This is a genomic window from Streptomyces showdoensis (assembly GCF_039535475.1).
Classification (GTDB): Bacteria; Actinomycetota; Actinomycetes; order Streptomycetales; family Streptomycetaceae; genus Streptomyces; species Streptomyces showdoensis.
Map to the genome: position 1 here is coordinate 74,966 of NZ_BAAAXG010000006.1, position 22,870 is coordinate 97,835.

Annotated in this window: 24 protein-coding genes; 12 read left to right on the plus strand and 12 right to left on the minus strand. The window is 74.5% G+C overall.

Going from position 1 to position 22,870, the window contains the following annotated elements; genetic code table 11:
* The first annotated feature begins 160 nt into the window (after positions 1-160).
* The 3 genes from ABD981_RS03530 (at position 161) to ABD981_RS03540 (ending at position 2,364) form a co-directional block, all read left to right on the plus strand.
* Positions 161-844 carry a hypothetical protein gene (locus tag ABD981_RS03530; protein ID WP_345527838.1) on the plus strand — a complete coding sequence of 228 codons (684 nt, stop codon included), beginning with the start codon at positions 161-163 and terminating at the stop codon, positions 842-844.
* A 28-nt stretch (positions 845-872) separates the two neighbouring features.
* Positions 873-1,637, plus strand: a complete 765-nt coding sequence (locus ABD981_RS03535; protein ID WP_046910584.1) for a bestrophin-like domain — start codon at positions 873-875, stop codon at positions 1,635-1,637.
* Between the two features lie 166 nt (positions 1,638-1,803).
* A complete protein-coding gene (locus ABD981_RS03540) occupies positions 1,804-2,364 on the plus strand; it encodes a hypothetical protein (RefSeq protein WP_046910583.1) in 561 nt (186 codons plus the stop codon).
* 100 nt (positions 2,365-2,464) lie between these two features.
* Here the strand turns inward: ABD981_RS03540 and ABD981_RS03545 are convergent, their stop codons facing one another.
* Positions 2,465-2,989 (minus strand): hypothetical protein, encoded by a 525-nt coding sequence (locus tag ABD981_RS03545; protein ID WP_046910582.1) that lies wholly within the window; start codon positions 2,987-2,989, stop codon positions 2,465-2,467.
* Between the two features lie 324 nt (positions 2,990-3,313).
* On the opposite strand from ABD981_RS03545, the gene ABD981_RS03550 reads away from it, so the two are divergent.
* Positions 3,314-3,973 (plus strand): class F sortase, encoded by a 660-nt coding sequence (locus ABD981_RS03550; protein ID WP_046910581.1) that lies wholly within the window; start codon positions 3,314-3,316, stop codon positions 3,971-3,973.
* Positions 3,974-4,064: 91 nt separating this feature from the next.
* Here ABD981_RS03550 and ABD981_RS03555 read toward each other — a convergent pair whose 3' ends face one another.
* On the minus strand, positions 4,065-4,931 hold the full coding sequence (locus ABD981_RS03555) for a polysaccharide deacetylase family protein (protein ID WP_046910580.1): 867 nt from the start codon (positions 4,929-4,931) through the stop codon (positions 4,065-4,067).
* A 90-nt stretch (positions 4,932-5,021) separates the two neighbouring features.
* On the opposite strand from ABD981_RS03555, the gene ABD981_RS03560 reads away from it, so the two are divergent.
* A complete protein-coding gene (locus ABD981_RS03560) occupies positions 5,022-5,468 on the plus strand; it encodes a universal stress protein (protein ID WP_046910579.1) in 447 nt (148 codons plus the stop codon).
* A gap of 95 nt (positions 5,469-5,563) precedes the next feature.
* Here the strand turns inward: ABD981_RS03560 and ABD981_RS03565 are convergent, their stop codons facing one another.
* Positions 5,564-6,754: a CapA family protein gene (locus ABD981_RS03565; protein WP_046910578.1), complete on the minus strand. Its 1,191-nt coding sequence runs from the start codon at positions 6,752-6,754 to the stop codon at positions 5,564-5,566.
* 229 nt (positions 6,755-6,983) lie between these two features.
* Here ABD981_RS03565 and ABD981_RS03570 point away from each other — a divergent pair, with 229 nt between their 5' ends.
* The 3 genes from ABD981_RS03570 to ABD981_RS03580 all read left to right on the plus strand — a co-directional run bounded on the left by ABD981_RS03570 (position 6,984) and on the right by ABD981_RS03580 (position 8,625).
* Entirely contained in the window at positions 6,984-7,544 is a 561-nt protein-coding gene (locus ABD981_RS03570; protein WP_046910577.1) for a sigma-70 family RNA polymerase sigma factor, read from the plus strand.
* 4 nt (positions 7,545-7,548) lie between these two features.
* Positions 7,549-7,962, plus strand: coding sequence for a PaaI family thioesterase (locus tag ABD981_RS03575; protein WP_046910576.1), 414 nt, complete (start codon positions 7,549-7,551; stop codon positions 7,960-7,962).
* A gap of 183 nt (positions 7,963-8,145) precedes the next feature.
* Entirely contained in the window at positions 8,146-8,625 is a 480-nt protein-coding gene (locus tag ABD981_RS03580) for a hypothetical protein (RefSeq protein WP_123954973.1), read from the plus strand.
* 13 nt (positions 8,626-8,638) lie between these two features.
* On the opposite strand, the gene ABD981_RS03585 is transcribed toward ABD981_RS03580, so the two are convergent.
* From ABD981_RS03585 to ABD981_RS03615, 7 genes are all read right to left on the minus strand, one after another.
* Entirely contained in the window at positions 8,639-9,844 is a 1,206-nt protein-coding gene (locus tag ABD981_RS03585) for a histidine kinase (RefSeq protein WP_046910575.1), read from the minus strand.
* A complete protein-coding gene (locus ABD981_RS03590; protein WP_046910574.1) occupies positions 9,841-11,643 on the minus strand; it encodes a sodium/solute symporter in 1,803 nt (600 codons plus the stop codon). The genes ABD981_RS03585 and ABD981_RS03590 overlap by 4 nt, the downstream gene beginning before the upstream one ends.
* A gap of 10 nt (positions 11,644-11,653) precedes the next feature.
* Complete coding sequence (locus ABD981_RS03595; RefSeq protein WP_205628263.1) at positions 11,654-12,052, minus strand: DUF485 domain-containing protein; 399 nt, start codon at positions 12,050-12,052, stop codon at positions 11,654-11,656.
* A gap of 93 nt (positions 12,053-12,145) precedes the next feature.
* A complete protein-coding gene (locus ABD981_RS03600) occupies positions 12,146-12,955 on the minus strand; it encodes a LytR/AlgR family response regulator transcription factor (protein WP_046910573.1) in 810 nt (269 codons plus the stop codon).
* A gap of 30 nt (positions 12,956-12,985) precedes the next feature.
* Positions 12,986-13,858: an Fpg/Nei family DNA glycosylase gene (locus ABD981_RS03605; RefSeq protein WP_046910572.1), complete on the minus strand. Its 873-nt coding sequence runs from the start codon at positions 13,856-13,858 to the stop codon at positions 12,986-12,988.
* A gap of 146 nt (positions 13,859-14,004) precedes the next feature.
* Positions 14,005-16,119, minus strand: a complete 2,115-nt coding sequence (locus ABD981_RS03610; RefSeq protein ID WP_123954972.1) for a SpoIIE family protein phosphatase — start codon at positions 16,117-16,119, stop codon at positions 14,005-14,007.
* A 93-nt stretch (positions 16,120-16,212) separates the two neighbouring features.
* Entirely contained in the window at positions 16,213-17,352 is a 1,140-nt protein-coding gene (locus tag ABD981_RS03615; RefSeq protein WP_046910570.1) for a DUF6777 domain-containing protein, read from the minus strand.
* A gap of 182 nt (positions 17,353-17,534) precedes the next feature.
* On the opposite strand from ABD981_RS03615, the gene ABD981_RS03620 reads away from it, so the two are divergent.
* The 4 genes from ABD981_RS03620 to ABD981_RS03635 all read left to right on the plus strand — a co-directional run bounded on the left by ABD981_RS03620 (position 17,535) and on the right by ABD981_RS03635 (position 20,853).
* Complete coding sequence (locus ABD981_RS03620) at positions 17,535-18,560, plus strand: YndJ family protein (RefSeq protein ID WP_240495402.1); 1,026 nt, start codon at positions 17,535-17,537, stop codon at positions 18,558-18,560.
* Positions 18,557-19,126 carry a DUF1990 domain-containing protein gene (locus ABD981_RS03625; protein ID WP_123954970.1) on the plus strand — a complete coding sequence of 190 codons (570 nt, stop codon included), beginning with the start codon at positions 18,557-18,559 and terminating at the stop codon, positions 19,124-19,126. Before ABD981_RS03620 ends, ABD981_RS03625 begins: the two co-directional genes overlap by 4 nt.
* A gap of 74 nt (positions 19,127-19,200) precedes the next feature.
* Complete coding sequence (locus ABD981_RS03630) at positions 19,201-19,365, plus strand: hypothetical protein (RefSeq protein ID WP_165591003.1); 165 nt, start codon at positions 19,201-19,203, stop codon at positions 19,363-19,365.
* Between the two features lie 63 nt (positions 19,366-19,428).
* Entirely contained in the window at positions 19,429-20,853 is a 1,425-nt protein-coding gene (locus ABD981_RS03635) for a lipase maturation factor family protein (protein ID WP_046910569.1), read from the plus strand.
* Between the two features lie 68 nt (positions 20,854-20,921).
* Here ABD981_RS03635 and ABD981_RS03640 read toward each other — a convergent pair whose 3' ends face one another.
* On the minus strand, positions 20,922-21,092 hold the full coding sequence (locus ABD981_RS03640) for a hypothetical protein (RefSeq protein ID WP_165591002.1): 171 nt from the start codon (positions 21,090-21,092) through the stop codon (positions 20,922-20,924).
* Between the two features lie 240 nt (positions 21,093-21,332).
* Positions 21,333-22,817: an SDR family NAD(P)-dependent oxidoreductase gene (locus ABD981_RS03645; protein WP_046910568.1), complete on the minus strand. Its 1,485-nt coding sequence runs from the start codon at positions 22,815-22,817 to the stop codon at positions 21,333-21,335.
* Between the last annotated feature and the right edge of the window lie 53 nt (positions 22,818-22,870).

The window sequence follows — 22,870 nt, forward strand, 5'->3', positions numbered from 1 at the left end:
CAACCTCCCGCAAGGGCATGCCCTTTGGGGTCAGTGCACACCAACAGGTCGACAGGGACGGCGGAAACGTCAAACCCGTGCACTCCGAAAACCCCTCCATCCGGGGAATCGGAGGCCGTTCCGGGCCTACGGCCCGCCGCGCGTGATCATGCTGCTCGGCGTGTCTCTGTTGTCTCAGTACGGATCGCTCCTCGCGCGGCCCCTTGCGGCCGGGGCGCTCGTGTGGCTGCTCGCCACACCGGTGCCCGTCGCCGCCGACGCCTGCGCCTCCGCCACGACCGGACCCGACGGTTCGAACACCGCGGTCGCCTTCGCCGGACGGGGCCCCTGCCGCCCCACCCACCACCCGCACCCACCCCACCCGACGCACCCCACGCACCCCACGCACCCCACGCACCCGCCCCACCCCACCCATCCGCCGCACCCCACGCACTCCCCCTGCCCCACGGAGCCGCCGAAGCCCACCGAGACGCCGAAGCCGCCGGAGCCCACGAAGCCGCCCGAGCCCCCCGAGCCGAGCCCTCCGCCTCCGCCGCCCCCGCCCAGCCCCGTACCGCCGCCCGCGCCGAAGCCCCCGCCCGTGCGCACGCCTCCCCCGCCGAAGCCGGCCCCGGCCCCCGAGCCCGCACCCACCACGCGCGAGGCCGCGCCGCCGCCCGCGCCGCCGAAACCTTCCCCCTCACCGACCCTGCGCCCGCCCGCGCCCGTGGCCCTGCCGCACTACCGGCGGGCGGCGGCCCGCGCGAAGCCCGAGAGCGCCCCGAACGTCCTCACCACCACCCTGCTCATCACCGCCCCGGCCGTGATCGCGACCGCGATCCTGCGCCCCCGCGGTTCCCGCTGAGCCCCGCGCTCGGCCAACGGAGGAAACCGTGTCCGAATGGCTCGTCCTGACCATCGCGATGGCCGCCGCGTGCGCCGTCGTCCTCGCCATCGTCGTCATCAACCACCGGAGGATTCCGGAGGACGACGACCCCAGCGAGACCCCTGACGTCATCGAGTACATGACGATGATGATCGGCGTGGTCTACGCGATCGTCCTCGGTCTCGCGATCGCCGGCGTCTGGGAGGCCCGCAGCGCCGCCCAGGAGACCGTGCGCCAGGAGGCGCAGGCGCTGCACGAGATCTCCGCGCGGGCCGAGGTGTACCCGGTCGCCGTGCGGGAGCGGATCCGCTCCGACGTCGACACGTACGTCCGGTACGTCGTCGAGGGCGAGTTCCCCCACATGTCGGAGCACGGCGAGCTCAGCGACGAGGGGACGGAGCTGCTGGAGAAGGTGCGCCGGAGCGTGACCGACTACCGGCCGGCCAACGACTTCGAGGGGCAGGCCTACCAGCCGCTGGTGGACCAGGTGGCCGTCGCCGACGACGCGCGCGGGGCCCGCGGGCAGAGCGCGGGGGACACGATGCCCGGGGTGGTCTGGTTCGGCCTGATCATCGGCGCCCTGGTGACCGTCGGCCTGATCTTCACGCTCCAGATCCGGCGCACCGGGAAGGAGTTGCTGCTCGCCGGCCTCTTCAGCGCGCTGATCGCCTTCCTGCTCTTCCTCATCTGGGACTTCGACGCCCCCTTCGGCAGGGGCATCGCCGCGACCGCCGCGCCGTTCACCGACCTGTTCCCGCAGCTCACCGGCTGACCGGGGAGCCCTATGTAGGCCGGGTGGGGGACTTCGGTGCCCCATTCGCGCGTCTGGGATCGCGGCTGTGATAGAGGGCTCCTAGCGTTTCGGGCATCGAGGTGCATGTCATCCGATGTGTGGAAAACCCTTCCGCAGCTGCTCCTCGGGACCCGGAGGATTCACCATGCGCGCGATACGTGCCGCGTCCACCGTTCTGCTGGGGGCGGCCGCCCTCGCCCTGGCCGCGCCGCTCGCCGTCGCCGCCGACGGCCCGCCCGGGGCGCCGCGGCCGCAGGCGCCCCGGGCCAAGCAGGCGGGCGACTTCGTCATCTCCCCCGGGACCGTCGCCCCGGGCGGCCGGATCACCCTGAGCGCCCCGGGATGCGCGAGTACGGCGACGGCGTCGGCCGGCATCTTCGACACGGTCACGATCGCGCCGGGTTCGTCGGCGACCGCGGCGGTGGACCTCGACGCCAAGCGCGGCGCCGTCTACACGGTGTCGTTCAACTGCACCGGGGGGATCTCCAACACCGTCGACCTGACGATCAGCGGCGGAGCCACCTCGACGCCCACCGCGAGCTCGACGCTGCTGAACCCGCCGCGCGGAGTCCAGGGCGGCCTCGGCGGCTCCATCGGCTCGGCGGACGCCTGGACGATGGCGGCCGGCGGTGCCATGGTGCTCGCCGCCGCCACCGGTGTGGTGCTCGTCGTGCGGCGCAGGTCCGCCGAAGGCCGCCGCCACTGACGGCCGGCGCGGACGGTGCCGCGCACGCCCGTCGCCCCCGGGTCCTGGACGAGGACCCGGGGGCGACGGGCGTTGCGGGCCGACCGGGAGGTTCGGCCGGTCAGACCGCGCCGGACATGCGGCGCCGGCGGGCGATGAACAGACCGCCGCCCAGCGCGGCCGCGGCGACCAGGCTGCCGCCGACGGCCATCTCGGTGGAGCTCGGCGCGAGCGAGCCGCCCAGGCCGCCCTGCGCACCCTGGCCCGGCAGCACCCGGAACGGCTGGGTGAGCGTGCGGCCGCCGCACTGGACGGCCAGGTTGTACTGGCCCGGGGTGGCGTTGTTGTAGATGCGGGCCGTGGCGGTGGACACCCCGTTGACGGTGGCGGAGAGCGTGGTCGTCGCGAAGGCGTTGGACGTGACCGTGCCGCCGGCGCAGCCCCGGACGGTGATCGTGAGGATCGCCCCCTGGTGGACCGCGAAGGGCGACACCGTGACGCCGTTGGAACCGTCTCCGCCCCGCTGGACCTCGGAAGAGTTGACGGTCACGCTGCTGGGCCCGTTGGTGGCGGTGGCGAGGGGGGCCGCGAGTCCGAGCGCCGCGAACGCGGTCGCCGTCACCGCCAGAGTGCGTGCAGCACGCATGGTGGAACCTCCTGTGGAAGACGCCCCAAAGCGGTGCTCCGGGAGATTCGACGAGTACGCCTTCCATGACGAACCATCACAAGACGGAACGGGCCCCGCATGTCGGCCTTGGGCCACCCCGGTGAGGCCGGGCACCGGCCGAACGGTGGGCGAATCTGACGGTTCCGCAGGTCACGCACCATCAGGCCGATGATCTGACGATTACTCGGATGGGTTATCACCCGGACGCCGCCGCACCGACGGCCGACACCCGTTCGCCCCGCCCCGATCGCCGGTCCCGCCGGGCGCCCTTACCGTTCCCGTGACGCCCACGAAGGGAGAACCATGAGGACCAAGGACTTCAGCGTCCTCGACGCGGCCAGGAGACGCCAACCCTGGGGAGCCCTGGCTCTGGTGATGCTGTCCGGCCTGGCGATAATGCGCAACGGCGTCGGCTTCGAATCGGGTCCCCCGCAGCCCGCCGCCGCGGCCCGTCCGGTCATCCGTCCCGTCGGCCCCGCTCCGACCGCGGCCGCCGGGATGGAGCCGCTGCCGTTCGCCCCGGCCTCCCGGATCCGCATCCCGGCCCTCCGCGTGGCCGCCCCGATCATGGACGTGGGCCTGGACGACAACGGGTGGATCAGCGCTCCCCCGCCGCAGGACGCCAACCTCGCCGGCTGGTACCAGAACGGCATCGCGCCGGGCATGCGCGGCACCTCCGTCGTCGTGGGCCATGTGGACAACCAGGCGGGCCCCGCCGTCTTCTACGGGCTCGGCTCCCTGCAGAAGGGCCAGCACGTCGAGGTCGAACGGTTCGACGGCCGGATCGCGGTCTTCGAGATCTACGGGGTCGAGGTCTACGCGAAGAACGACTTCCCCGTACAGGTCTACGCCGACACCGGCGAGCCCGAGCTCCGGGTGATCACCTGCGGCGGCGGCTACTCGCGGGCGCACGGCTACGACGGCAACGTGGTCGTCTACGCCCGCATGGTCGACTCGCGGTAGCGGCGACGGGACACCCCGGCGAGGGCCCCGGCACGGGTGGACGTGCCGGGGCCCTCGCGCCCGTCGCGCGCCGGGCGGTGCCCAGCCGTGCTCAGCGGCGCGGGACGGTGATGCTGTAGCCCGCGTCGAGGAGTTCGGGCAGATAGCGCTTGAGCGCGGCCACGCTGCGCGAACGGTCGCCGCCCGCGTCGTGGTTCAGCACGACGACCCCGGGCCCGGCTCCGTCCAGGACCCGGCGCACGATGGAGTCGGCGGGCGGCTCCTTCCAGTCCAGGGTGTCGACGGTCCAGGCCATCGGCTCCATCCCCAGCTCGGCGCCGATCTCGAACGAGAGCCGGTTCCACGCCCCGTAGGGGGCCCGGTACCAGAGCGGCGGGGTGCCGAGGGCCTGTTCGATCACCTCGCTGGTGGAGCCGAGCTCCCGGCGGATGAGGGAGGGCCGCAGCTTCGGGATGAGCGGGTGGGACCAGGAGTGGTTGCCGACCACGTGCCCGTCCGCGGCCATCTCCTTGAGCAGGTCCTGGTTGTCGACAGCCATCTCGCCGCAGACGAAGAACATCGCCCGGCAGCCGTACCGGCGCAGGGTGGCGAGGATCTCCGGGGTGTAGCGGGGGTCGGGACCGTCGTCGAAGGTGAGCACCATCGAGCGGCCGACGCCGGTCAGGTGGAGGAAGGGCCGGGTGCGCACCGGCGGGACCGCCCGCCGGAAGGCGGGGGGCGCGTAGCCGGTCATCGGCTGGAGGCGGTAGGCGGCGGGCCGCAGCCGGGCCTGTGCCTGTGCCCCCGGCGCGCCGGCCGGACGCGCCGGGGGTGACGGGGGTGCCGCCCCTGCGGCGGGGCCGACTTCGGAGCCGCTCATGCGGTCCGCCGCGAAGACCCCGACCGTGGCCGTGGCCCCGAGCGCGGCGGCGAGCCTCAGCAGCGAGCGCCGCCCCACGGGCTTCTCATCGTTTTTCATGACCAATGGTTCGTACGGAGGACCCCGCGGGCTTCTCAGCGACACCGGCCGCTCGTCCGAAAGCACCCGATGAGCCGATAGCCTCGGAGGGTGAGTGGTTTCGAACGAGGTACCGACGGCCCGAAGGTGATCCTGGCCGGGGTGGACGGCTCCGAGTCCTCCCTGCGCGCCGCCTCCTACGCGGCCGGCCTGGCCCGGCGGCAGAACGCCCTGCTGGCCCTGGTCTACGTGCAGCCGCTGGTCCCGGTGGGGGCGGCGCTGGGCGCGCCGGTCGCCGGGACCACGGAGGAGATCGCCGAGGGCCTGGTGACCGAGATCCGCGAGGCGATGGAGCGGGTCAAGGGGATCTGGCAGGTGCGCTGGGAGTTCCACACCTTCCGCGGGGACCCGTACGCGGGCCTGGTCGCCGCCGCCGACGAGCTCAGGGCGGACGCGGTGGTCGTGGGCGTCTCGGAGTCGGCCGGGCACCGTTTCGTCGGCTCGGTCGCGGTGCGCCTGGTCAAGGCGGGCCGCTGGCCGGTGACCGTGGTGCCCTAGGTTCTTCGGGTCCGGATCCGGGTCCGGGTCCGGGTCCGGGTCCGGACTCCGGTTCCGGTTCCGGGTTCCGTCCGGGGTTCCGGGAAGTCGGGAGGCTACTCCCCCATGACCAGGCCCTCGCGGGCGGCGCCGCGGCCGAGGACGACCTCGCGGATGGTGTCGCGGGTGTCGGTGTACTGCAGCTCGCCCTTCCGGATCGCCTCGTTGAGGTTCACGACCCGGCCGCGGGCGGTGTCGAAGAACTGCGGGACGAACTCGGCCTTGGTGACCTGCCAGCGCGCGCCGGGTACGGCCGGCGGGGCGAAGGTGAAGCGGGCCAGGGTGCCCTGGTTGCCGCGCCCGTCGTGGGAGCCCTCGTAGTTGATCATGTCGCCGGCGATCTGGTCGCCCATGCCGTACACGATCCAGGTGCCGTTGACCTTCTCGTACGCCTGCGGGACGTGGGCGTGCGTGCCGAGCACGAGGTCGATGTCGGGGCGGTCGCCGGTGCGCGAGGCGGTGAGGGCGCGGCCGAGGGTGAGCTGCCGGTCGTCGGGTTCGGTCTGCCACTCGGTGCCCCAGTGGACGGAGACCACCACGACGTCGGCCCCGGCCCTGCGGGCGGCCCGGGCGTCGGCGACGATCTTCCGCTCGTCGATCACGTTGACGGCCCAGGGCTGCCCCTCGGGCAGCGGGTAGCCGTTGGTGTCGTAGGTGTAGGCCAGCTGGGCCACGGTGGCGCCGCCCGCCCTGAGGAGGGCCGGCCTGGCCGCCTCCTCGGCGGTGCGGGCCGAACCGGCGTGCCGTACGCCCGCCTTGTCGAGGGCGTCGAGGGTGCGGCGCAGTCCGGCGGCGCCGTCGTCCAGGGTGTGGTTGGAGGCGGTGGAGCAGGAGTCGTAGCCGGTCTCCCCGAGGGCGGCGGCGACCTCGGGCGGCGCCTTGAAGGCGGGGTAGCCGGTGTAGGGGCCGCCCTCCTCCCCGTAGACGGTCTCCATGTGGCAGATCGCCAGGTCGGCCCCGGAGACGACGGGTTTCACGCCGGACAGCATGGGGCGGAAGTCGTAGCCCGCGCCGCCCGCGTCGGCGTTGGCCTGGCGGATGACGGAGTCGTGCGGCAGGACGTCGCCGGAGGCGACGAGGGTGAAGCCGGCCGGTGCGGAGGCTCCCCCCGGGGCCGCGGGGTGGCGGGGCGTCCGGCCGGGGGCGGACGGGGTGGCGGGGGCACCGTCCTGGAGGACGCAGCCGCTGGCCGCGGCGAGCAGGAGGGCGGCGAGGGCCGCCGCGCCGGGTCGGGTGCGTGAGGTCATCTGCCGGGCTCCACCAATTCATAGGATGAACATCTGTTCATTTGAATTGACCGTCGGTGAAGGCCCCAGTCAAGGGTCATTGCCGCGGATCGCCCCAAACCCCGCTGAATCGGACGCAACGCTTCCGGTCGACCGCTCACCGCACCGTTCACCGCGCGGTGCGACCGTTCGTCGCAGACCGCTGTCCGTTCCCTGTCCCCGACCGCCCGGATGCGTTCGGATACCGCCCATGACCACGGCAACCACCGACGAGCGGACCCTGAAGGAACTCCAGTCCGAGCACGGACAGGCGCTGCTCGCCTTCCTGCTCAAACTGACCCACGGCGACCGGCAGCGCGCCGAGGACCTGGCGCAGGAGACCCTGGTGCGGGCCTGGCTGCACCCCGAGGCCTTCGCCGCGCCCTACGAGTCGATGCGCCCCTGGCTCTTCACGGTCGCCCGGCGCCTCGCCATCGACGCGCGCCGCTCCCGGCTCGCCCGCCCCGCCGAGATCGGCGACGGCGTGCTCGCCGTCACCGCCGACCCGGCCGACGCCACCGAGTCGGCCGACGCGGCCCTCGACGTACGGGCCGCGGTGCGCGACCTCAGCCCGGAGCACCGCGCGGTCCTCGTCCGGCTCTACTTCCACGGCCTGACCGTCAACGAGGCCGCCGCCGAACTCGGCATCCCGGCCGGCACGGTCAAGTCCCGCTCGCACTACGCGCTGCGCCTGCTGGGACGGCGGCTGCCCGGCTACCGACCGCCCCGGCGCACGCCCGTTGCCCGGCCGCTCGTCGCCGCCCCACAATGATCCGGTGACGCTGACTCTCGCCGCCGCCGAAAAGGTCCTCGCCGACAACTTCGCCCCCTGGGTGCTCGATCTGGGGCTCACCGTGGCCTCGGTCGACGGTCAGGAGGCCGTCCTCCGGCTCCCCTGGTCCGAGCGGCTCGCCCGGGAGGGCGGCGGCCTGTCGGGGCAGGCGCTGATGGCCGCGGCCGACACGGCGACGGTGCTCGCGGTGGCCGCCGCCCGCGGCGGCTTCGTACCGATGACCACCGTCCAGCAGTCGATCAGCTTCCAGCGCGCGGTGGTCGGCGCCGACGTCCTCGTGCGGGCGCGGCTGACCAAGGCGGGCAGGCGGATGGCGTTCGCGGACATCACCATGACCGCCGAGGGGAGCGAGGAGACGGCCGCCCACGCGACGGCGGTGTACGCGCTCCTCGGCTGACCTCCACGAGCGCTCCCGCCCCGCACCTCACCCGAGTCACACGGCTCCCACCTGCACCGATGCGGCGGGGGCCGTATCCGGAACCGCTCGGGCGAGTTGAGCAAAGTGCGCCCCGCGCACGTGCTTCCTGGTGGAGGCTCGTCGTCGGGGCCTCGTGAGGGACGTCCGGGAGAAGGTGGAGCGTTGCTGCCCGAGAGCACGAACGGCGCCGGCGGGGGCGGGCTCGCCGTCCCCATGGACTGGCTGTGCGCCGAGTACGCCGCCGACGACCTGCTGCGCACCAGCGGCCTCGTCGAGCCGGGTTCGCTGGAGTTCCGCGCCGGACTCCAGGCACTGGCCCTGACCGTCCACCTCTCCGGCCCCGGGGTGGAGGAGTGGCTGTGGCGCACCTCCCACGACCATCCCTGGTCCGGCTGGGTCGAGGGCCGGCTCGCCGCGCCGGCCGCCCTGACCGACCCCGGGCCCGATCTGGCCCTGGCCCTGGCCACCTGGCGGCGGCTGAGCGCCACCGAGCTGCGCGCCGCCGACCTGGCGGACCTCGCGGGAGTGGCCGGGCCGGTCCCCGCGTCACCGGCGGCCGGCATCGACGAGGACCGTCAGGTGTGGCTCCCCGCCTGGCAGTTGGGCGTGGCCCTCGCCCATCTCGCGCTGCACCTGCACTGACCGCGCGGACCCCTCAGGCCGCGGGATGGACCCCGGGCCGGTACTTGGGCACGCGCACGGTCACCTTCATCCCCGCGCCGAGGCCCGTCTCGATGACGAGGCCGTGCTCCGGCCCGTACACCTGGCGCAGCCGCTCGTCGACGTTGCTCAGGCCGATCCCCGAGGCCGAGGGGCGCTCCCCGCGCAGGATCGCGCGCAGCTCCTCGGGATCCATGCCGACGCCGTCGTCCTCGATGGTGACGACCGCCTCGGCGCCCGCGTCGTGGGCCGCGATGACGATCCGGCAGCCCTCGGCGGAGTCCTCCAGGCCGTGCTTGACGGCGTTCTCCACCAGCGGCTGGAGGCAGAGGAAGGGCAGCGCCACGGTCAGCACCTCGGGGGCGATCCGCAGGGTGACCGTGAGCCGCTCGCCGAAGCGGGCCCCGGCGAGCGCCAAGTACTGCTCGATGGAGCGCAGTTCGTCGGCGAGCCGGGCGAACTCGCCGTGCCTGCGGAAGGAGTAGCGGGTGAAGTCGGCGAACTCCAGCAGGAGCTCGCGGGCCCGCTCGGGGTCGGTGCGGACGAACGAGGCTATGGCGGCGAGGGAGTTGAAGATGAAGTGCGGGGAGATCTGGGCGCGCAGGGCCCGGATCTCGGCCTCCACGATCCGGGTGCGGGAGCGGTCGAGCTCGGCCAGTTCGAGCTGGACGGATACCCAGCGGGCCACCTCGGTGGCCGCCCGCACCAGCACCGCCGACTCCCGCGAGCCGTAGGCCACGAGCGCGCCGAGCACCCCGTCCTCGCCGGTGAGCGGGGCGACCACCGCCCAGCGCAGCGGGCAGGAGTCGTCGGCGCAGCCCGTGTGCGCCGAGTGGCTGCGGCCCGAGGCGAGGGTCTCGGCGACGAGTTCGGCGACCCGCTCGCGGTGGTGTCCGCCGCCGGGCCCGTCCCAGGCGAGCACCTCCGCGCGGTCGGCGAGGCACAGCGCCTCGGTGCCGAGCAGGGAGCGCAGCCGTCCGGCGGCCCGGGCCGCGGTCTCCTCGGTGAGCCCGGCGCGCAGCGGGGGCGCGGCGAGCGAGGCGGTGTGCAGGGTGTGGAAGGTGGCCCGCTCGACGGGGGTGCCGAGGCCGGGGTCGGCGGAACGCCGGCCGCGGCGGGCGGTGATCCGGCCGAGGACGAAGCCGACGGCGAGCAGGACGGCCCCGACGGCGCCCGCCGCGGCCAGTGCGATGCCGCTCACCGCCCGGCCGCCTTCGGCGCAGCCCCGGCCGGGCCCGGCTCCCGTGGCTCCGGACGGCCGCTGAGCTCCTCCGGCAGGTGCAGCCGGGCCAGGATCGCCGGGGTCCCGGCGGGCACCCGGCGCGGGGTGGCCAGCGACACCAGGACCATGCTGAGGAAGCCGAGCGGCACCGACCAGACCGCGGGCCAGGCCATCAGGGTGTGCGGCCAGCCGGCCGGCGGCAGTCCGGCCCGGGTCGCCATCACGGCGGCGAGCGCCGAGCCGCCGCCGAGGAGCAGTCCGGCGGCCGCGCCGGGCGGGGTGAGCCGCCGCCACCAGATGCCGAGGACGAGCAGCGGGCAGAACGAGGAGGCGGAGACGGCGAAGGCGAGGCCCACGGCGTCGGCGACCGGCACCTTGGAGGCGACCAGGCCGACGGCCAGCGGCACGGCCGTGGCCAGCAGGGTCGCCAGCCGGAAGTGCCGTACGCCCCGGGAGGGCAGCACGTCCTGGGTGAGCACGCCGGCCACCGACATGGTGAGTCCCGAGGCGGTCGACAGGAAGGCGGCGAAGGCGCCGCCCGCGAGGAGCGCGCCCAGCAGGTCGCCGAGGGCCCCGCCGAGCATCCGTTCGGGCAGCACGAGCACGGCGGCGTCGGCGGCGCCGGTCAGGGCGAGTTCGGGGGCGTAGATCCGGCCGAGCGCCCCGTACAGCGGCGGCAGCAGGTAGAAGACGCCGACCAGGACGAGGACCACGAGGGTGGTGCGGCGGGCGGCGCGGCCGTGCGGGCTGGTGTAGAAGCGGACGGCGACGTGGGGCAGGCCCATGGTGCCGAGGAAGGTCGCGAGGATCAGACCGTAGGTGGCGTACAGCTGCTGCCCGTCGCGGCCGCCGGCCAGGGGCTGGGACCAGCCGGGCGAAGCGAGTGGGGGGTCCCCCCGGCCGAAGGCCGGGGGAGGATCGGTTTCCGTCCCGGTCCGGCGCGGGACGGGCGCGCCCTCGGGGAAGGCGAGCGCGGTGCCCGCCTCCACCCGGTGGGTGCCCGGGGCGAGGGTGACGCCGTCGCCGTCGTACGCGCGGGAGTCGACGCGGCCGGTGACGGTGAGCGTCAGCGGGGCGTCGACCTCGATCCGTACGGTCTCGGCGAGCCGGACCGCGGTGGTCCCGTGGAGGACGGCGGGGGCGTCGAAGCGGGCGCGCGGGGCGCCGTCCCCGTGCCAGGCGGCGGCGAGGAAGAGCACCGGGACGAGCAGGGCGGTGAGCTTGAGCCAGTACTGGAAGGCCTGGACGAAGGTGATGCTGCGCATGCCGCCGGCGGCGACGATGCCGGTGACGACGAGCGCGACGAGCAGGCCGCCGACCCAGTCGGGGGCACCGGTGAGGATCTCCAGGGTGAGGCCCGCGCCCTGGAGCTGGGGCAGCAGGTAGAGCCAGCAGACGCCGACGACGAAGAGGCTGGCGAGCCGCCGGAGCTGGGGGGACTCGAGCCGGGCCTCGGCGAAGTCGGAGAGGGTGTACGCCCCGGAACGGCGCAGTGGGGCGGCGACGAGGAGCAGCAGGACGAGGTAGCCGGCGGTGTAGCCGACCGGGTACCAGAGCATGTCGGGGCCCTGGACGAGGACGAGTCCGGCGATGCCGAGGAAGGAGGCGGCGGAGAGGTACTCGCCGCTGATGGCGGCCGCGTTGAGGCGGGGGCCGACGGTGCGGGAGGCCACGTAGAAGTCGGAGGTGGTGCGGGAGATGCGCAGGCCGAGGGCGCCGATGAGGACGGTGGCGAGGACGACGGCGGTGACGGCGGCGATCGCGTAGGTGTGGTTCACGGGGCGGGGTTCACCGCTCGACGAGGCCGGTGAAGTCGCGTTCGTTGCGTTCGGCGCGGCGCACGTACCAGTGGGCCACGGCCCAGATGACGGGGTGGACGCCGACGCCGAGCACGGCCCAGACGGCGGCTTCGGGGGCGGGGAGGGCGAGCAGCAGCGGCAGCGGGCCGACGAGGAGGACGAGCGCGGCCAGGGCGGTGAGCGCGGTGCGCAGCTGGCTGCGCATCAGGGAGCGGACGTAGGTGTGCCCGAGGGTGGTCTGCTCGCTGATCTCGGAGCGGGCGGGCGGGTGCTGGGGCCGCGGGCGGGGCACGGCGCCGCCGTGGGCCGAGGCGTGGGTGACGGTCTCGCGCCGGGGCCGGGGGGCGTCCCGCCGGGCCTCGCCGGGGGGAGGGTGGTGCTCGGACATCGCCGTCCGCTCTCTCACGGTCTGCTGGGCCCGTGGAGTGTAGGCAGAAGGGGTCGGGGCCCGGTAGGGGGCGGGAGGAGGGCCTGTCAGGTCCTACGGGGCGCGGCGCATGAGGAGGTCGCGCAGGTGGCGGGCGTGGCGGCGGGAGACGGCGAGTTCGGTGTCGCCGACCCTCACGGAGGTCGCGCCGCCGTCGAGGCGGAGTTCGTCGATGCGGGCGAGGGCGACGAGGTGGCTGCGGTGGATGCGGACGAAGCCGCGGGCGGCCCACCGCTCCTCCAGGGCGGACAGCGGGATGCGGACGAGGTGGCTGCCGTGGTCGGTGTGCAGCCGGGCGTAGTCGCCGTGCGCCTCCACGTAGGCGATGGCGTCGACGGGCACGAAGCGGGTGACGCCGCCGAGTTCGACGGCGATCTGCTCGGGGGCGGACACCGGGGCGGTGGCGTGCACCAGGTCGTGGACGCGGCGGACGGCCTCGGCGAGGCGTTCGCGGCGCACGGGCTTGAGCACGTAGTCGACGGCCTCCAGGTCGAAGGCCTGGACGGCGAAGCCCTCGTGGGCGGTGACGAAGACGATGAGCGGCGGCCGGGCGAAGCGGCCGAGCAGCCGGGCCAGGTCGAGGCCGCCGAGTCCGGGCATGTGGATGTCGAGGAACAGCACATCGATGGCGCTGTTGGCGCTGTTGGCGCTGTTGGGGCTGTTGGCGCCGTCGGGGCCGGTGGCGTCGGCGGCGCCCTCCTCGCCGGTGCCCGGTCCCGGCTCCAGGGCGCGGCCGAGCCGGCGCAGCGCCTCGGTCGCGTCGCCCGCGCCCTCCGCGCTGCGCACCCGCGGGTCGGCCCGCAGCAGGTAGAGGAGCTCTCCGAGGGCCGGCGCCTCGTCGTCGACGGCCAGTACGCGCAGCATGCGGGGAGTCTAGACACTCCTCGCGGGCGGCTACTTGAGGAGTTTCGACATGCGGCGGTCGGCGAGGGGCTTCCCGCCGGTCTGGCAGGTGGGGCAGTACTGCAGGGAGCTGTCGCTGAAGGAGACCTCGCGGATGGTGTCCCCGCAGACGGGGCAGGGTTCGCCGGTGCGGCCGTGGACGCGCAGGCCGCTCTTCTTCTCCGCCTTGAGCTTGCCCGCGGCGAGTCCCCGGGAGCGCTCGACGGCTTCGGCGAGGGTCTCGCGCATCGCCGTGTGGAGAGCGGCGGTCTCCACGGGCGTGAGGTTCCGGGTGGGCTTGAACGGGGACATCCGGGCGACGTGCAGGATCTCGTCGCTGTACGCGTTGCCGATGCCCGCGATGAGGCTCTGGTCGCGCAGCGCGCCCTTGATCTGGCGCCGTTCGCCGGCGAGCAGCGCGGTGAACGCGGCGAGGTCGAAGTCCGGGGCGAGCGGGTCGGGTCCGAGCCGGGCGACGCCGGGCACCTCGGCGGGGTCGCGGACCAGGTGGACGGCGAGGCGCTTGGTGGTGCCCGCCTCGGTGAGGTCGAAGCCGTCGCCCCCGGTGAGCGCGGTACGCAGGGCCAGCGGGCCCTTGCCCGGGCGGGGCGGCCCGTCGGGCAGCACGTCCTTCCACTGGAGCCAGCCGGCCCGGGCGAGGTGGACGAGCAGGTGGAGGCGGCCGGCCTCGCCCTCGGTGGCGATGTCGAGGAACTTGCCGTGCCGGGCGACTCCGGTGACCCGCGCCCCGTCGAGGGCGCCGAGCGGCGGGTCGTAGGTCTTGAGGACGCTGATCGCGACGGGCAGCACGCGGGCGATCTCCTTGCCCACGAGGTGTTCGTCCAGGAAGGCGCGGAGGGCTTCGACCTCGGGCAGTTCGGGCATGCTCCCACCCTGCCGCACGGGGGCGCCGGACGCCCGCCGGGGCGCGGCCCCGCGCCCCGGTCCGTCCCGGCTCCGTCCGGCCCGGCTCCGTCCGGCCCGGCTCAGTCCAGCCCGGCTCAGTCCGGCCCGGCTCAGTCCGGCCCGGCTCAGTCCGTTCCGGCTCGGTCCGCAGGCTGCTCCGTGACGAACTCGCACCACACGCACTTGCCGCCGCCGCGCGGCTCCACGCCCCACAGGTCGGAGAGCCGGTCCACGAGGAGCAGTCCGCGTCCCGAGACGCCCGACTCCCCCGCCTCCCGGCGGCGGGGCAGGGCGCTGGAGCGGTCCTCGACCTCGACGCGCAGGCGCCGCTCGGGGCCGGGCAGCATCCGCAGGGTCACGATGGCGCCGCCGTCGGTGTGCATCAGGGCGTTGGTGGTGAGTTCGTCGGCGACCAGCTCGATCTCGTCGGAGCGGCCGCCCGCGCCCCAGGCCCGTACCGCCGCCCGGATCATGTGCCGGGCGGAGCTGAGCGCCTCGGGGTCGTTCTGGCCGACGTGCTGCTGGAGGCGGCCGCCGGACTGGGGCGGGTGGGCGCCCTCGCGGCGCAGCAGCAGGATCGCCACGTCGTCCTCGCCGCCGCGTTCCTCGACCACGTCGCAGAGGTGGTCGGCGAGTTCCTGGAGGTCCCGGGGGCCTCGCTTGACGAGCGAGGAGAGCCACTGGAGCCCCTCGTCGAGGTCCGCGCCGGGCTTCTCGACCAGGCCGTCGGTGTAGAGCAGCAGGGTCTGGCCGGGGTCGAGCTCGACGGTGGTCACGGGGTAGTCGAGCCGGGCGAACTCGGCGGAGAGGCCGAGCGGGAGGCCGCCGTCCACGGGGAGGCGGCGGGCGGTGCCGTCGGGGTCCTGGACGAGCGGGTCGACATGGCCGGCGCGGACGATCTGGACCAGGCCGGTGGCCGGGTCGGCCTCGGCGTAGGTGCAGGTGGCGAAGCGTTCGGTGTCGAGCTCGTGCAGGAAGACGGAGGCGCGGGCCATCACGGTGGCGGGGGTGTGCCCTTCGGCGGCGTACGCGCGCAGCACGATCCGCAGCTGTCCCATGACCGCGGCGGCGTGGGTGTCGTGGCCCTGGACGTCGCCGATGACGGCGCCGACGCGGCCGCCGGGCAGCGGGATGATGTCGTACCAGTCGCCGCCGATGTCCCGGCCGAGCCGGGCGGAGCGGTAGCGGACCGCTATCTGCGTGCCGGGGACGTCGAGGATGCGGCGGGGCAGCATGGCCTGCTGGAGGCCTTCCGCGAGGTCGTGCTCCTGCTCGTAGAGCATGGCGCGCTGGAGGCTCTGGGCGATGGAGCTGCCGAGGGCGACCAGCAGGTTGCGCTCGTCGGCGCTGAAGCCGGTGCGGTCGCCGCTGTAGAGCAGTCCGAGGGCGCCGATGGGGCGGGCCTGCGCGATGAGCGGGAGGTAGGCGGCGGAGGTGATGCCGAGGCCGCTGATGTGCGGCCAGAGGACCGGGAAGGAGGCGGCGAAGTCCTCCGGGGACTCGATGAAGCGGGGGCGCAGCGTGCGGATGACCTCGCCCATCGGGTACGGCTCGTCCACCCGGGTGAACCGGGTGCCGGGCACGAAGGCACCGTCGGGCCCTTCGGCCACGAGGTGGATGCGTCCGGCCTCCAGGAGGCCCATGACGAGGCTGGCCGCGCCGAAGTGTTCGAGGCCCTGGGAGTCGTTGAGCAGGTCGATGATGTCCTGCACGGTGCGGGCGTGGGCGAGGGCCGCCGTGGTGCCCTCGACGACGCTGGTGCGCTGCCGCCGCCCCTCGTCGAGGCCCAGCCGCGCGGCGGACTCGGTGAGCTCCTCGGAGGCGTCCCGGACGATGCCGACGATGCGGACCGGGCGCCCGCCGGCGTCGCGCCGGACCAGGCCCTGGGTGTGGGTCCAGCGCTGGGTGCCGGAGCGGGTGCGGATGCGGAAGTAGGCGCCGTAGTGGTCGCTGCCGTCCTTGAGGGCCTGGGCCACCAGGGTGTCGAGGCGGCGGCCCTCGTCGGGCAGGACCCGCGAGCCGAGGCTCGCGGGGTCGCCGTCGTACGCGTCGGCGTCCATGTCGAAGACGTTCAGGGCGCCCTCGTCCATGGTCATCCGGCCGGTGAGCAGGTCCCAGTCGAAGCTGCCCATCCGGAATTCCTGGCCGAACTCATGCAGAAAACAGCAGGTCGGCCCCGCCGAGCCCGCCTCGCAGCGGCACTGCTCGGCCGCCTCCCCGCCCCCGTTGCCCGCGTTCATGGGGCCACGCTAGGCGCAGCCCCGCCCGCGCGCACGGCGAAGATCGGAAATGGGTTCGGATCGAGATCGGCCAGGGGGCCGGTTCCGCGGCCGTCAGCCCTCGAAGGTCTCGGGCTGCTGGGCCGCCGGGTCGTTCGGGAACAGCTCCTCGAACGAGGGGGGCGGCTCGGCGGAGGGGTACTCGGGAGGCAGGTCATGGGGCGCATCGGGCATCGGGAGGTCGGGGGTCGGCACGTCCGGGGCATCGGGCGAGGGGGTGTCCTGTGCGGGGGCGTCGGGCGAGGGGGCGTCGGGGAGCGGTTCGGCGGGGCGCGTCCCGCGGTCGGGTGACCGCGGGGTCGCGGGGGCCTGGGGCTGGGCGGGCGACTGCGGCGCCCGGCCGTCCGGCAGCGGCGCGGCGGGGGCGGTTGCCGGGTCGCAGGAGGCGGGGTCGCACGGCGGCAGGACGCCGGGCCTGCGGTCCCCTTCGCCGTCGCTTCCGGCCGTCCGCTCGATCCAGGTGTTGTCGGCGAGGCTCGCGATCACGAGGCTCGTGACGACGGTGCTGGTCGGCGTGACGGCGACGACGCGGTCCGGCGCGTAGCCGGGCCAGGGCTCGCCGGCGTGCACGGCTCCCGGACCTGCGGACGGCGAGCGCAGCGGGCTGCCGCAGGCGCAGCGGACGCGCGGGGTGCCGTAGCGGTCGACGAGGACGGCCGTGCCGCCCTGGAGGACGGACTGGAAGGCGGTGGCCCGGCCGTCGCGGTAGCCGTGGTCGGTGACGCGGGTGTCGGCGCGCAGCATCACGGGGGTGAGCCCGCGCAGCCAGCCCGCCACCTCGGACTCGGGGATGCCGGCGGCCTCGGCGAAGGAGCGGGCCCTGGCCGGTTCCGCGGTGAGCAGGGCGACCTGCCGGGCGACGTCGCAGCTGGCGACGGATCGGGTGCCGGCGTAGAGGCCGGGGGTCGCGCCGCCTACTTCGCGGGCGGCGGGCACGGGGGTGCCGACGACGCCGTCGGGTGCCGTGCCGGACCGTGCGGGGGCGCCCTCCTGCGCGGTGGAGGGGGTGAAGGCGTCGGGGCTCTGGGCGCCGGCCGCCTGGAGCAGCACCTCCCGGGCCGGGGCGGCGGGGGCCTGTTCCGTCGCGGCCTCCCCCGGGCCCTTCGAGGAGCAGCCCGCCATCAGCAGGGCCGCGGCCAGCGCGGCCGCCGCCACGGCGCCGGGCCGGGTGGGCCATCGTCCGGGTGTGCGCACCTGGTCTCCCGCCTTTCGCCCCCGAGTCGTTGCTTCATGTCTGCCAAAGGGCCGGGGGGCCCGCAATCCGGGTACGCCCATCCGGCGAGGCGGCCGTCACCCACCCCGCCCTTGAACGTGTTCAGGCAAAGCCCTACGCTCATCCCGAGATGGTTGAACACGTTCAACAGGGGGTGAGTGTCATGTCCGTGCTCGTGGCACTGATCGTGACGCTCGGGATGCTGGTGATCGTCCCGATGGGCCTCGGGCTCATCGCCGACACCAGCGACACCAGCGACACCAGCGACACCGACGGCACCGACGGCGCCGCCGAGAGCGCCGGGACCGGCAGGACCCGTGGTCCCCGGCCGCCCGGCCTGCGTCTCCTCCGCCGGGCCTGGCCGCTGCTCGCCGCGCCCGGGGCGGTCGCCCTCTGGCTCCCCCGCTCCCCGCTCGCCGCCGCCCTGGCCTGCGTCTACGCGCTCGCCACCCTGGCGCTCGCCCTGCACGCCCCGGCCCGGCTCGCGGCCACCCGGTCCCTCGCCCCCGCCGAGGTCGCCGTGCTCACCGCCCTGGTGACGCCCTCGGTCGCGGGCCTCGCCCTGGTCGCCGAGCGGGGCGGGCACGAGCTGTTCGGCTTCGAGCTCGGCATCCTCGCGCTGACCGTCCCGCACTTCCACTTCGCCGGCTTCACCGCCGCCCTGGTCGCCGGACTCGTCTGCCGGGCGACCGGCGGACGCACGGCCCGCTTCGCCGCGCTCAGCGTCCCGCTCGGCACCCTGCTGGTGCTGCTCGGCTACTTCGTCGACGACTGGGCCGAACTGGCCGGCGCCGTCGTCCTCACCGCGGGCATGTGGGCCGTCGCCCTGCTGACCTGGCGCGAGCCGCGCACCACGGCCCCGGACCGGACCACCCGGGCCCTGCTCGGGGTCTCCGCCACCGTCCTGGTCGCCACCATGCTGCTGGCGCTCAGCTGGGCGCTCGGCGAGGCCACCGGGCTGCCGCACCCCGGCCTGGCCTGGATGGCCGCGACACACGGCCTCGGCAACGCGCTCGGGTTCGCCCTCTGCTCGCTGCTCGCCTGGCGCCGCCTGCGCGCGCTCCCGGGCCGGCGGCCCGACCACCTCGCGGCCGCGGCACAGCGGCCCCGGCCCCGGCCCGCGGCACAGCGCGCCGCCGCGCACCCCTCTGCCCGTACCGTCACGCACCGAACGGAGCTCCCGGCATGACCCGACTCATCCGCAGCCTCTCCGACGAGCCCCCGGCCCACCCCGCCGCCGCGCCCCGGAGCGGTCCGAACTACCCCGAGGTCGGCGCCACCCGCGTCCGGCCGCTGCCCGCCGCGTACCACCACCTGCACCACAGCGTCCGGGTCGGCCACGGCCGGGCGGCCTTCGAGACCGCGGGCGCGGCCGTCACCACCTGGCGGATGCACCGCGCGTCCGGCGCCCGGGTGACCAGCGAGGCCGTCCGCGCCGAACCCGGCGTGACCGTGGAGGTCTCCATGGGCCTCGGCCCGGTCCGCTTCACCGCCCCCTGCCAGGTGATCTGGACCGCGTACACGGAGACCGAGACCGGCTTCGCGTACGGGACCCTGGCCGGGCACCCCGAGTGCGGCGAGGAGTCCTTCGTGGTCGACCTGCGCGAGGACGGCTCGGTCTGGTTCACCGTGACCGCCTTCAGCCGCGCCGCCGCCTGGTACGCCCGGCTCGGCGGGCCCGTCGTCCGCGCGCTCCAGCTGGCCTACGCCCGCCGCCTCGGCCGCACGCTGCGCACGCTCGCCGGGGGCGCGTGACGGCCCGGCGGCGCTCGACGGCTCATGGCGGCGCCCACGGGGTTACGCTCCTTCTGTAGCGTGAGGAGGCGGCCATGAGCCAGTACGACGAGTACACCAGCCCCTCGCAGGCGGAGGGTGAGCGCCTCGAAGAGGACATGGATCCGATGCAGAAGGAACAGATGCATCCGATGACCACCCGCACCACCCCCTCCCAGGCGGAGGGCGAGCGCACGGCGGACGAGGACGAGAAGCGCTGACCCCCGGCGCGTCCGCCGCCCGGCGCTCCGGACGCACCCGGCGGGCCGCACCCGCCCGACACGATGGAGTGGTTCACCGCACCCGACTACTGGCTGAGCCGGATCGTCTTCCAGCGGGGGCTCGCCGGGCTGTACCTCGTCGCGTTCCTCTCCGCGGCCCTCCAGTTCCGCGCCCTCATCGGCGAGCACGGGATGCTCCCGGTGCCGGAGTACGTGCGCCGGGTGCCGGCGCGCGCCGCGCCCAGCCTCTTCCAGTGGCGCTACTCCGACCGCCTGTTCGCCGCGGTCGCCTGGGGCGGGGCGGGCCTGGCCCTCGCGATGGCCGCGGGCGCGGGCGACGCGGTGCCGCTGCCCGTGTCGATGCTGCTGTGGCTGCTGCTGTGGGGGCTGTACCTGTCGATCGTGAACGTCGGGCAGACCTGGTACTCCTTCGGCTGGGAGTCGCTGCTCCTGGAGACGGGCTTCCTCGCGGTCCTGCTCGGCAACGACGACACCGGGCCGCCCGTGCCGGTGCTCTTCCTGCTGCGCTGGCTGCTCTTCCGGGTCGAGTTCGGCGCCGGGCTCATCAAGATCCGCGGCGACCGCTGCTGGCGCGACCTCACCTGCCTCTACCACCACCACGAGACCCAGCCGATGCCCGGACCGCTGAGCTGGTTCTTCCACCACCTGCCGAGACCCCTGCACAAGGTCGAGTGCGCGGCCAACCACGTGGTCCAGCTCGGCGTCCCGGTGCTCCTCTTCACCCCGCAGCCGGTCGCCACGGTCGCGGCGGGGCTGATGGTGGCGACCCAGCTGTGGCTGGTGCTCTCCGGCAACTTCGCCTGGCTGAACTGGCTGACCATCGTCCTCGCCCTCTCCGCGATGGACGGCTCGCTCGTCACGGGCGCCCACCCTCAGCCCGAGGCCCCGCTCTGGTACGTGGTCGTGGTCTGCGCCGCCACCGCCCTGGTGCTGGTGCTCAGCCGGCACCCGGTGCGCAACCTGCTCTCCCGGCGACAGGCGATGAACCGCTCCTTCGACGCCTTCCACCTGGTCAACACGTACGGGGCCTTCGGCACGGTGGGCCGGATCCGGGACGAGATCGTCGTCGAGGGCACCGACGACCCGCGGCCGCACCCGGGCACGGTGTGGAAGGAGTACGGCTTCAAGGGCAAGCCCGGGGATCCGCACCGGATGCCGCGCCCGTTCGCCCCGTACCACCTGCGGCTCGACTGGCTGATGTGGTTCGCGGCGCTGTCGCCGGGCTACGCCCGCGACTGGTTCGGACCCTTCGTCGAGCGGCTGCTGGCCGGGGACCGCGACACCCTGCGGCTGCTGCGCCACAACCCCTTCCCCGACGCGCCGCCCACCCACGTGCGGGCCCGGCTCTACCGCTACCGCTACACGACCTGGCGCGAGCTGCGGACGACCGGGGCGTGGTGGCACCGCAGGCTGCTGCGGGAGTACCTGCCACCGGTCCGGCTGCGGGAGACGGCGTGGCGCCGCTGAGGCCGGGCACACCCGTGCCCCCGGTCGCGCGGGGCGGCCGGGGGCACGGGGCGAAGCGACAGTACGACTCAGTCGATGCCGGGCAGGATGTGGGGCTCGGCGAGGTCGTCCTCGTAGCCGGCGAGGCGGATCGGGGCCGAACGGGCCCACACCTCGAGGCTGCCGAGCTCGCCGGACCGGCGCTTGCGCTCGGTGGGTTCCTCCGGGCGCTGCTCCTGCTGGGTCAATTCCGGTGTCACCGCGCACTCCTTTGTGTCGCGTACCAAGGGGGACAAGGACCGTCGGTCGCGGTGGCGCCGTTGTTCGGGCGGGACCGCGGCCTTGGTGTCAGGCCTGTCCCCAGGCCGGCCGTGAGGGTTCGGTGAAACCCCGGTGGCCGACCGTGGACATCAGACTAACCAGATGAGCGAGCCAGCGCTCTATGGGGCGCCAAAGTGTGACGCGAACGGGTGACGCCTTTTGGGGCAGAAGCGGATGGACTACCAGTTACCGGGCGCGTAATCCTTCATGAACACCCCGTACAGGTCCTCGCCCAGCTCGCCGCGCACGATCGGGTCGTAGACCCGGGCCGCGCCGTCGACCAGGTCGAGCGGGGCGTGGAAGCCGGCCTCGGCGAGCCGCAGCTTGTCGAAGTGGGGACGCTCGTCGGTGATCCAGCCGGTGTCGACCGAGGTCATCAGGATGCGGTCGGTCTCGAACATCTCCTGGGCGCTGGTCCGCGTCACCATGTTCATCGCGGCCTTCGCCGCGTTGGTGTTCGGGTGGCCGGCGCCCTTGTAGCCGCGGCTGAAGACGCCCTCCATGGCGGAGACGTTGACGACGTACGAGCGGCCGCTGGACGCCTTGGCCGCGGCCTCGGCCATCACCCCGCGCAGCTTGCTGATGAGGATGAACGGCGCCGTGTAGTTGCACAGCTGGGTCTCCAGGAGCTCCACCGGCGAGATCTGCTCGATGGACTGGACCCAGGTGTTGGACTCGACGACGTCCGGCACCAGGCCGCCCGCGTCGATGGCGGTGCCGTCGAGGTGCCGGGCGACGCTGGCGTTGCCCGCGACCAGAGCGAGGTCGGCGACCTGCTGGGCGTCGAGCCCGCTGACGCCCGCGGGGAGCGCGGCGCCGGAGCCGAGCTCGCCGACCGCGCCGGAGCCGAAGGCGCCGATCACGTGGTGGGCGGGCAGCTCGCCGGCGGGCAGCGGGGCGTTCTCGCCCTCGACCAGGGCCGCGTAGGCGGAGGCCAGGCGGCGCACGGTCTGCGTCGCGTTGTTGACCAGGATGTCGAGCGGGCCGGCCTCGGCGACCTGGTCGGCCAGGGCCACGGCCTGGGCGGGGTCGCGCAGGTCGATGCCGACGACCTCCAGGCGGTGCATCCAGTCCGCCGAGTCCTCCATCGCCTTGAAGCGGCGGATGGCGTCCTTGGGGAAGCGGGTGGTGACGGTGGTGTGGGCGCCGTCGCGCAGCAGCCGCAGCGCGATGTACATGCCGATCTTGGCGCGGCCTCCGGTGAGCAGCGCGCGCTTGCCGGTGAGGTCGGCGCGGGCGTCGCGGCGGGCCCGGTTGAGGGCGGCACACTCCTGGCAGAGCTGGTGGTAGAAGTAGTCGACCTCGACGTAGCGCGTCTTGCAGGTGTAGCAGGAGCGCGGGCGCTGGAGTATCCCGGCGATCTGGCCGGCCTCGGTCACCGAGGAGGGCAGGATGCCCTCGGTCTCGTCGTCGATGCGCTGGGCGGAACCGGTGGCCGTGGCCTCGGTGACCGCCTTGTCGTGGGCGGTCTTGGCGGCGCGGCGCTCCTGGCGGCGGCGCTGCTTCACGGTCCGGTAGATGCCGGCGGTCGCCCGGCGGACCGCGATGGCGTCCGGGTGGTCGACCTCGATCTTGTCCAGCTCGTCGAGCACGCTCAGGCAGACGGCCAGGCGCTCGGGGTCGATGCCCGGCCCGTAGTCCTGGGTCTCTTCAGTCACCGTCATGGCCTTCGTCGTTCCTCGATCGCTCGCGCCGTGGGTACTCCGCGAGTACTGCC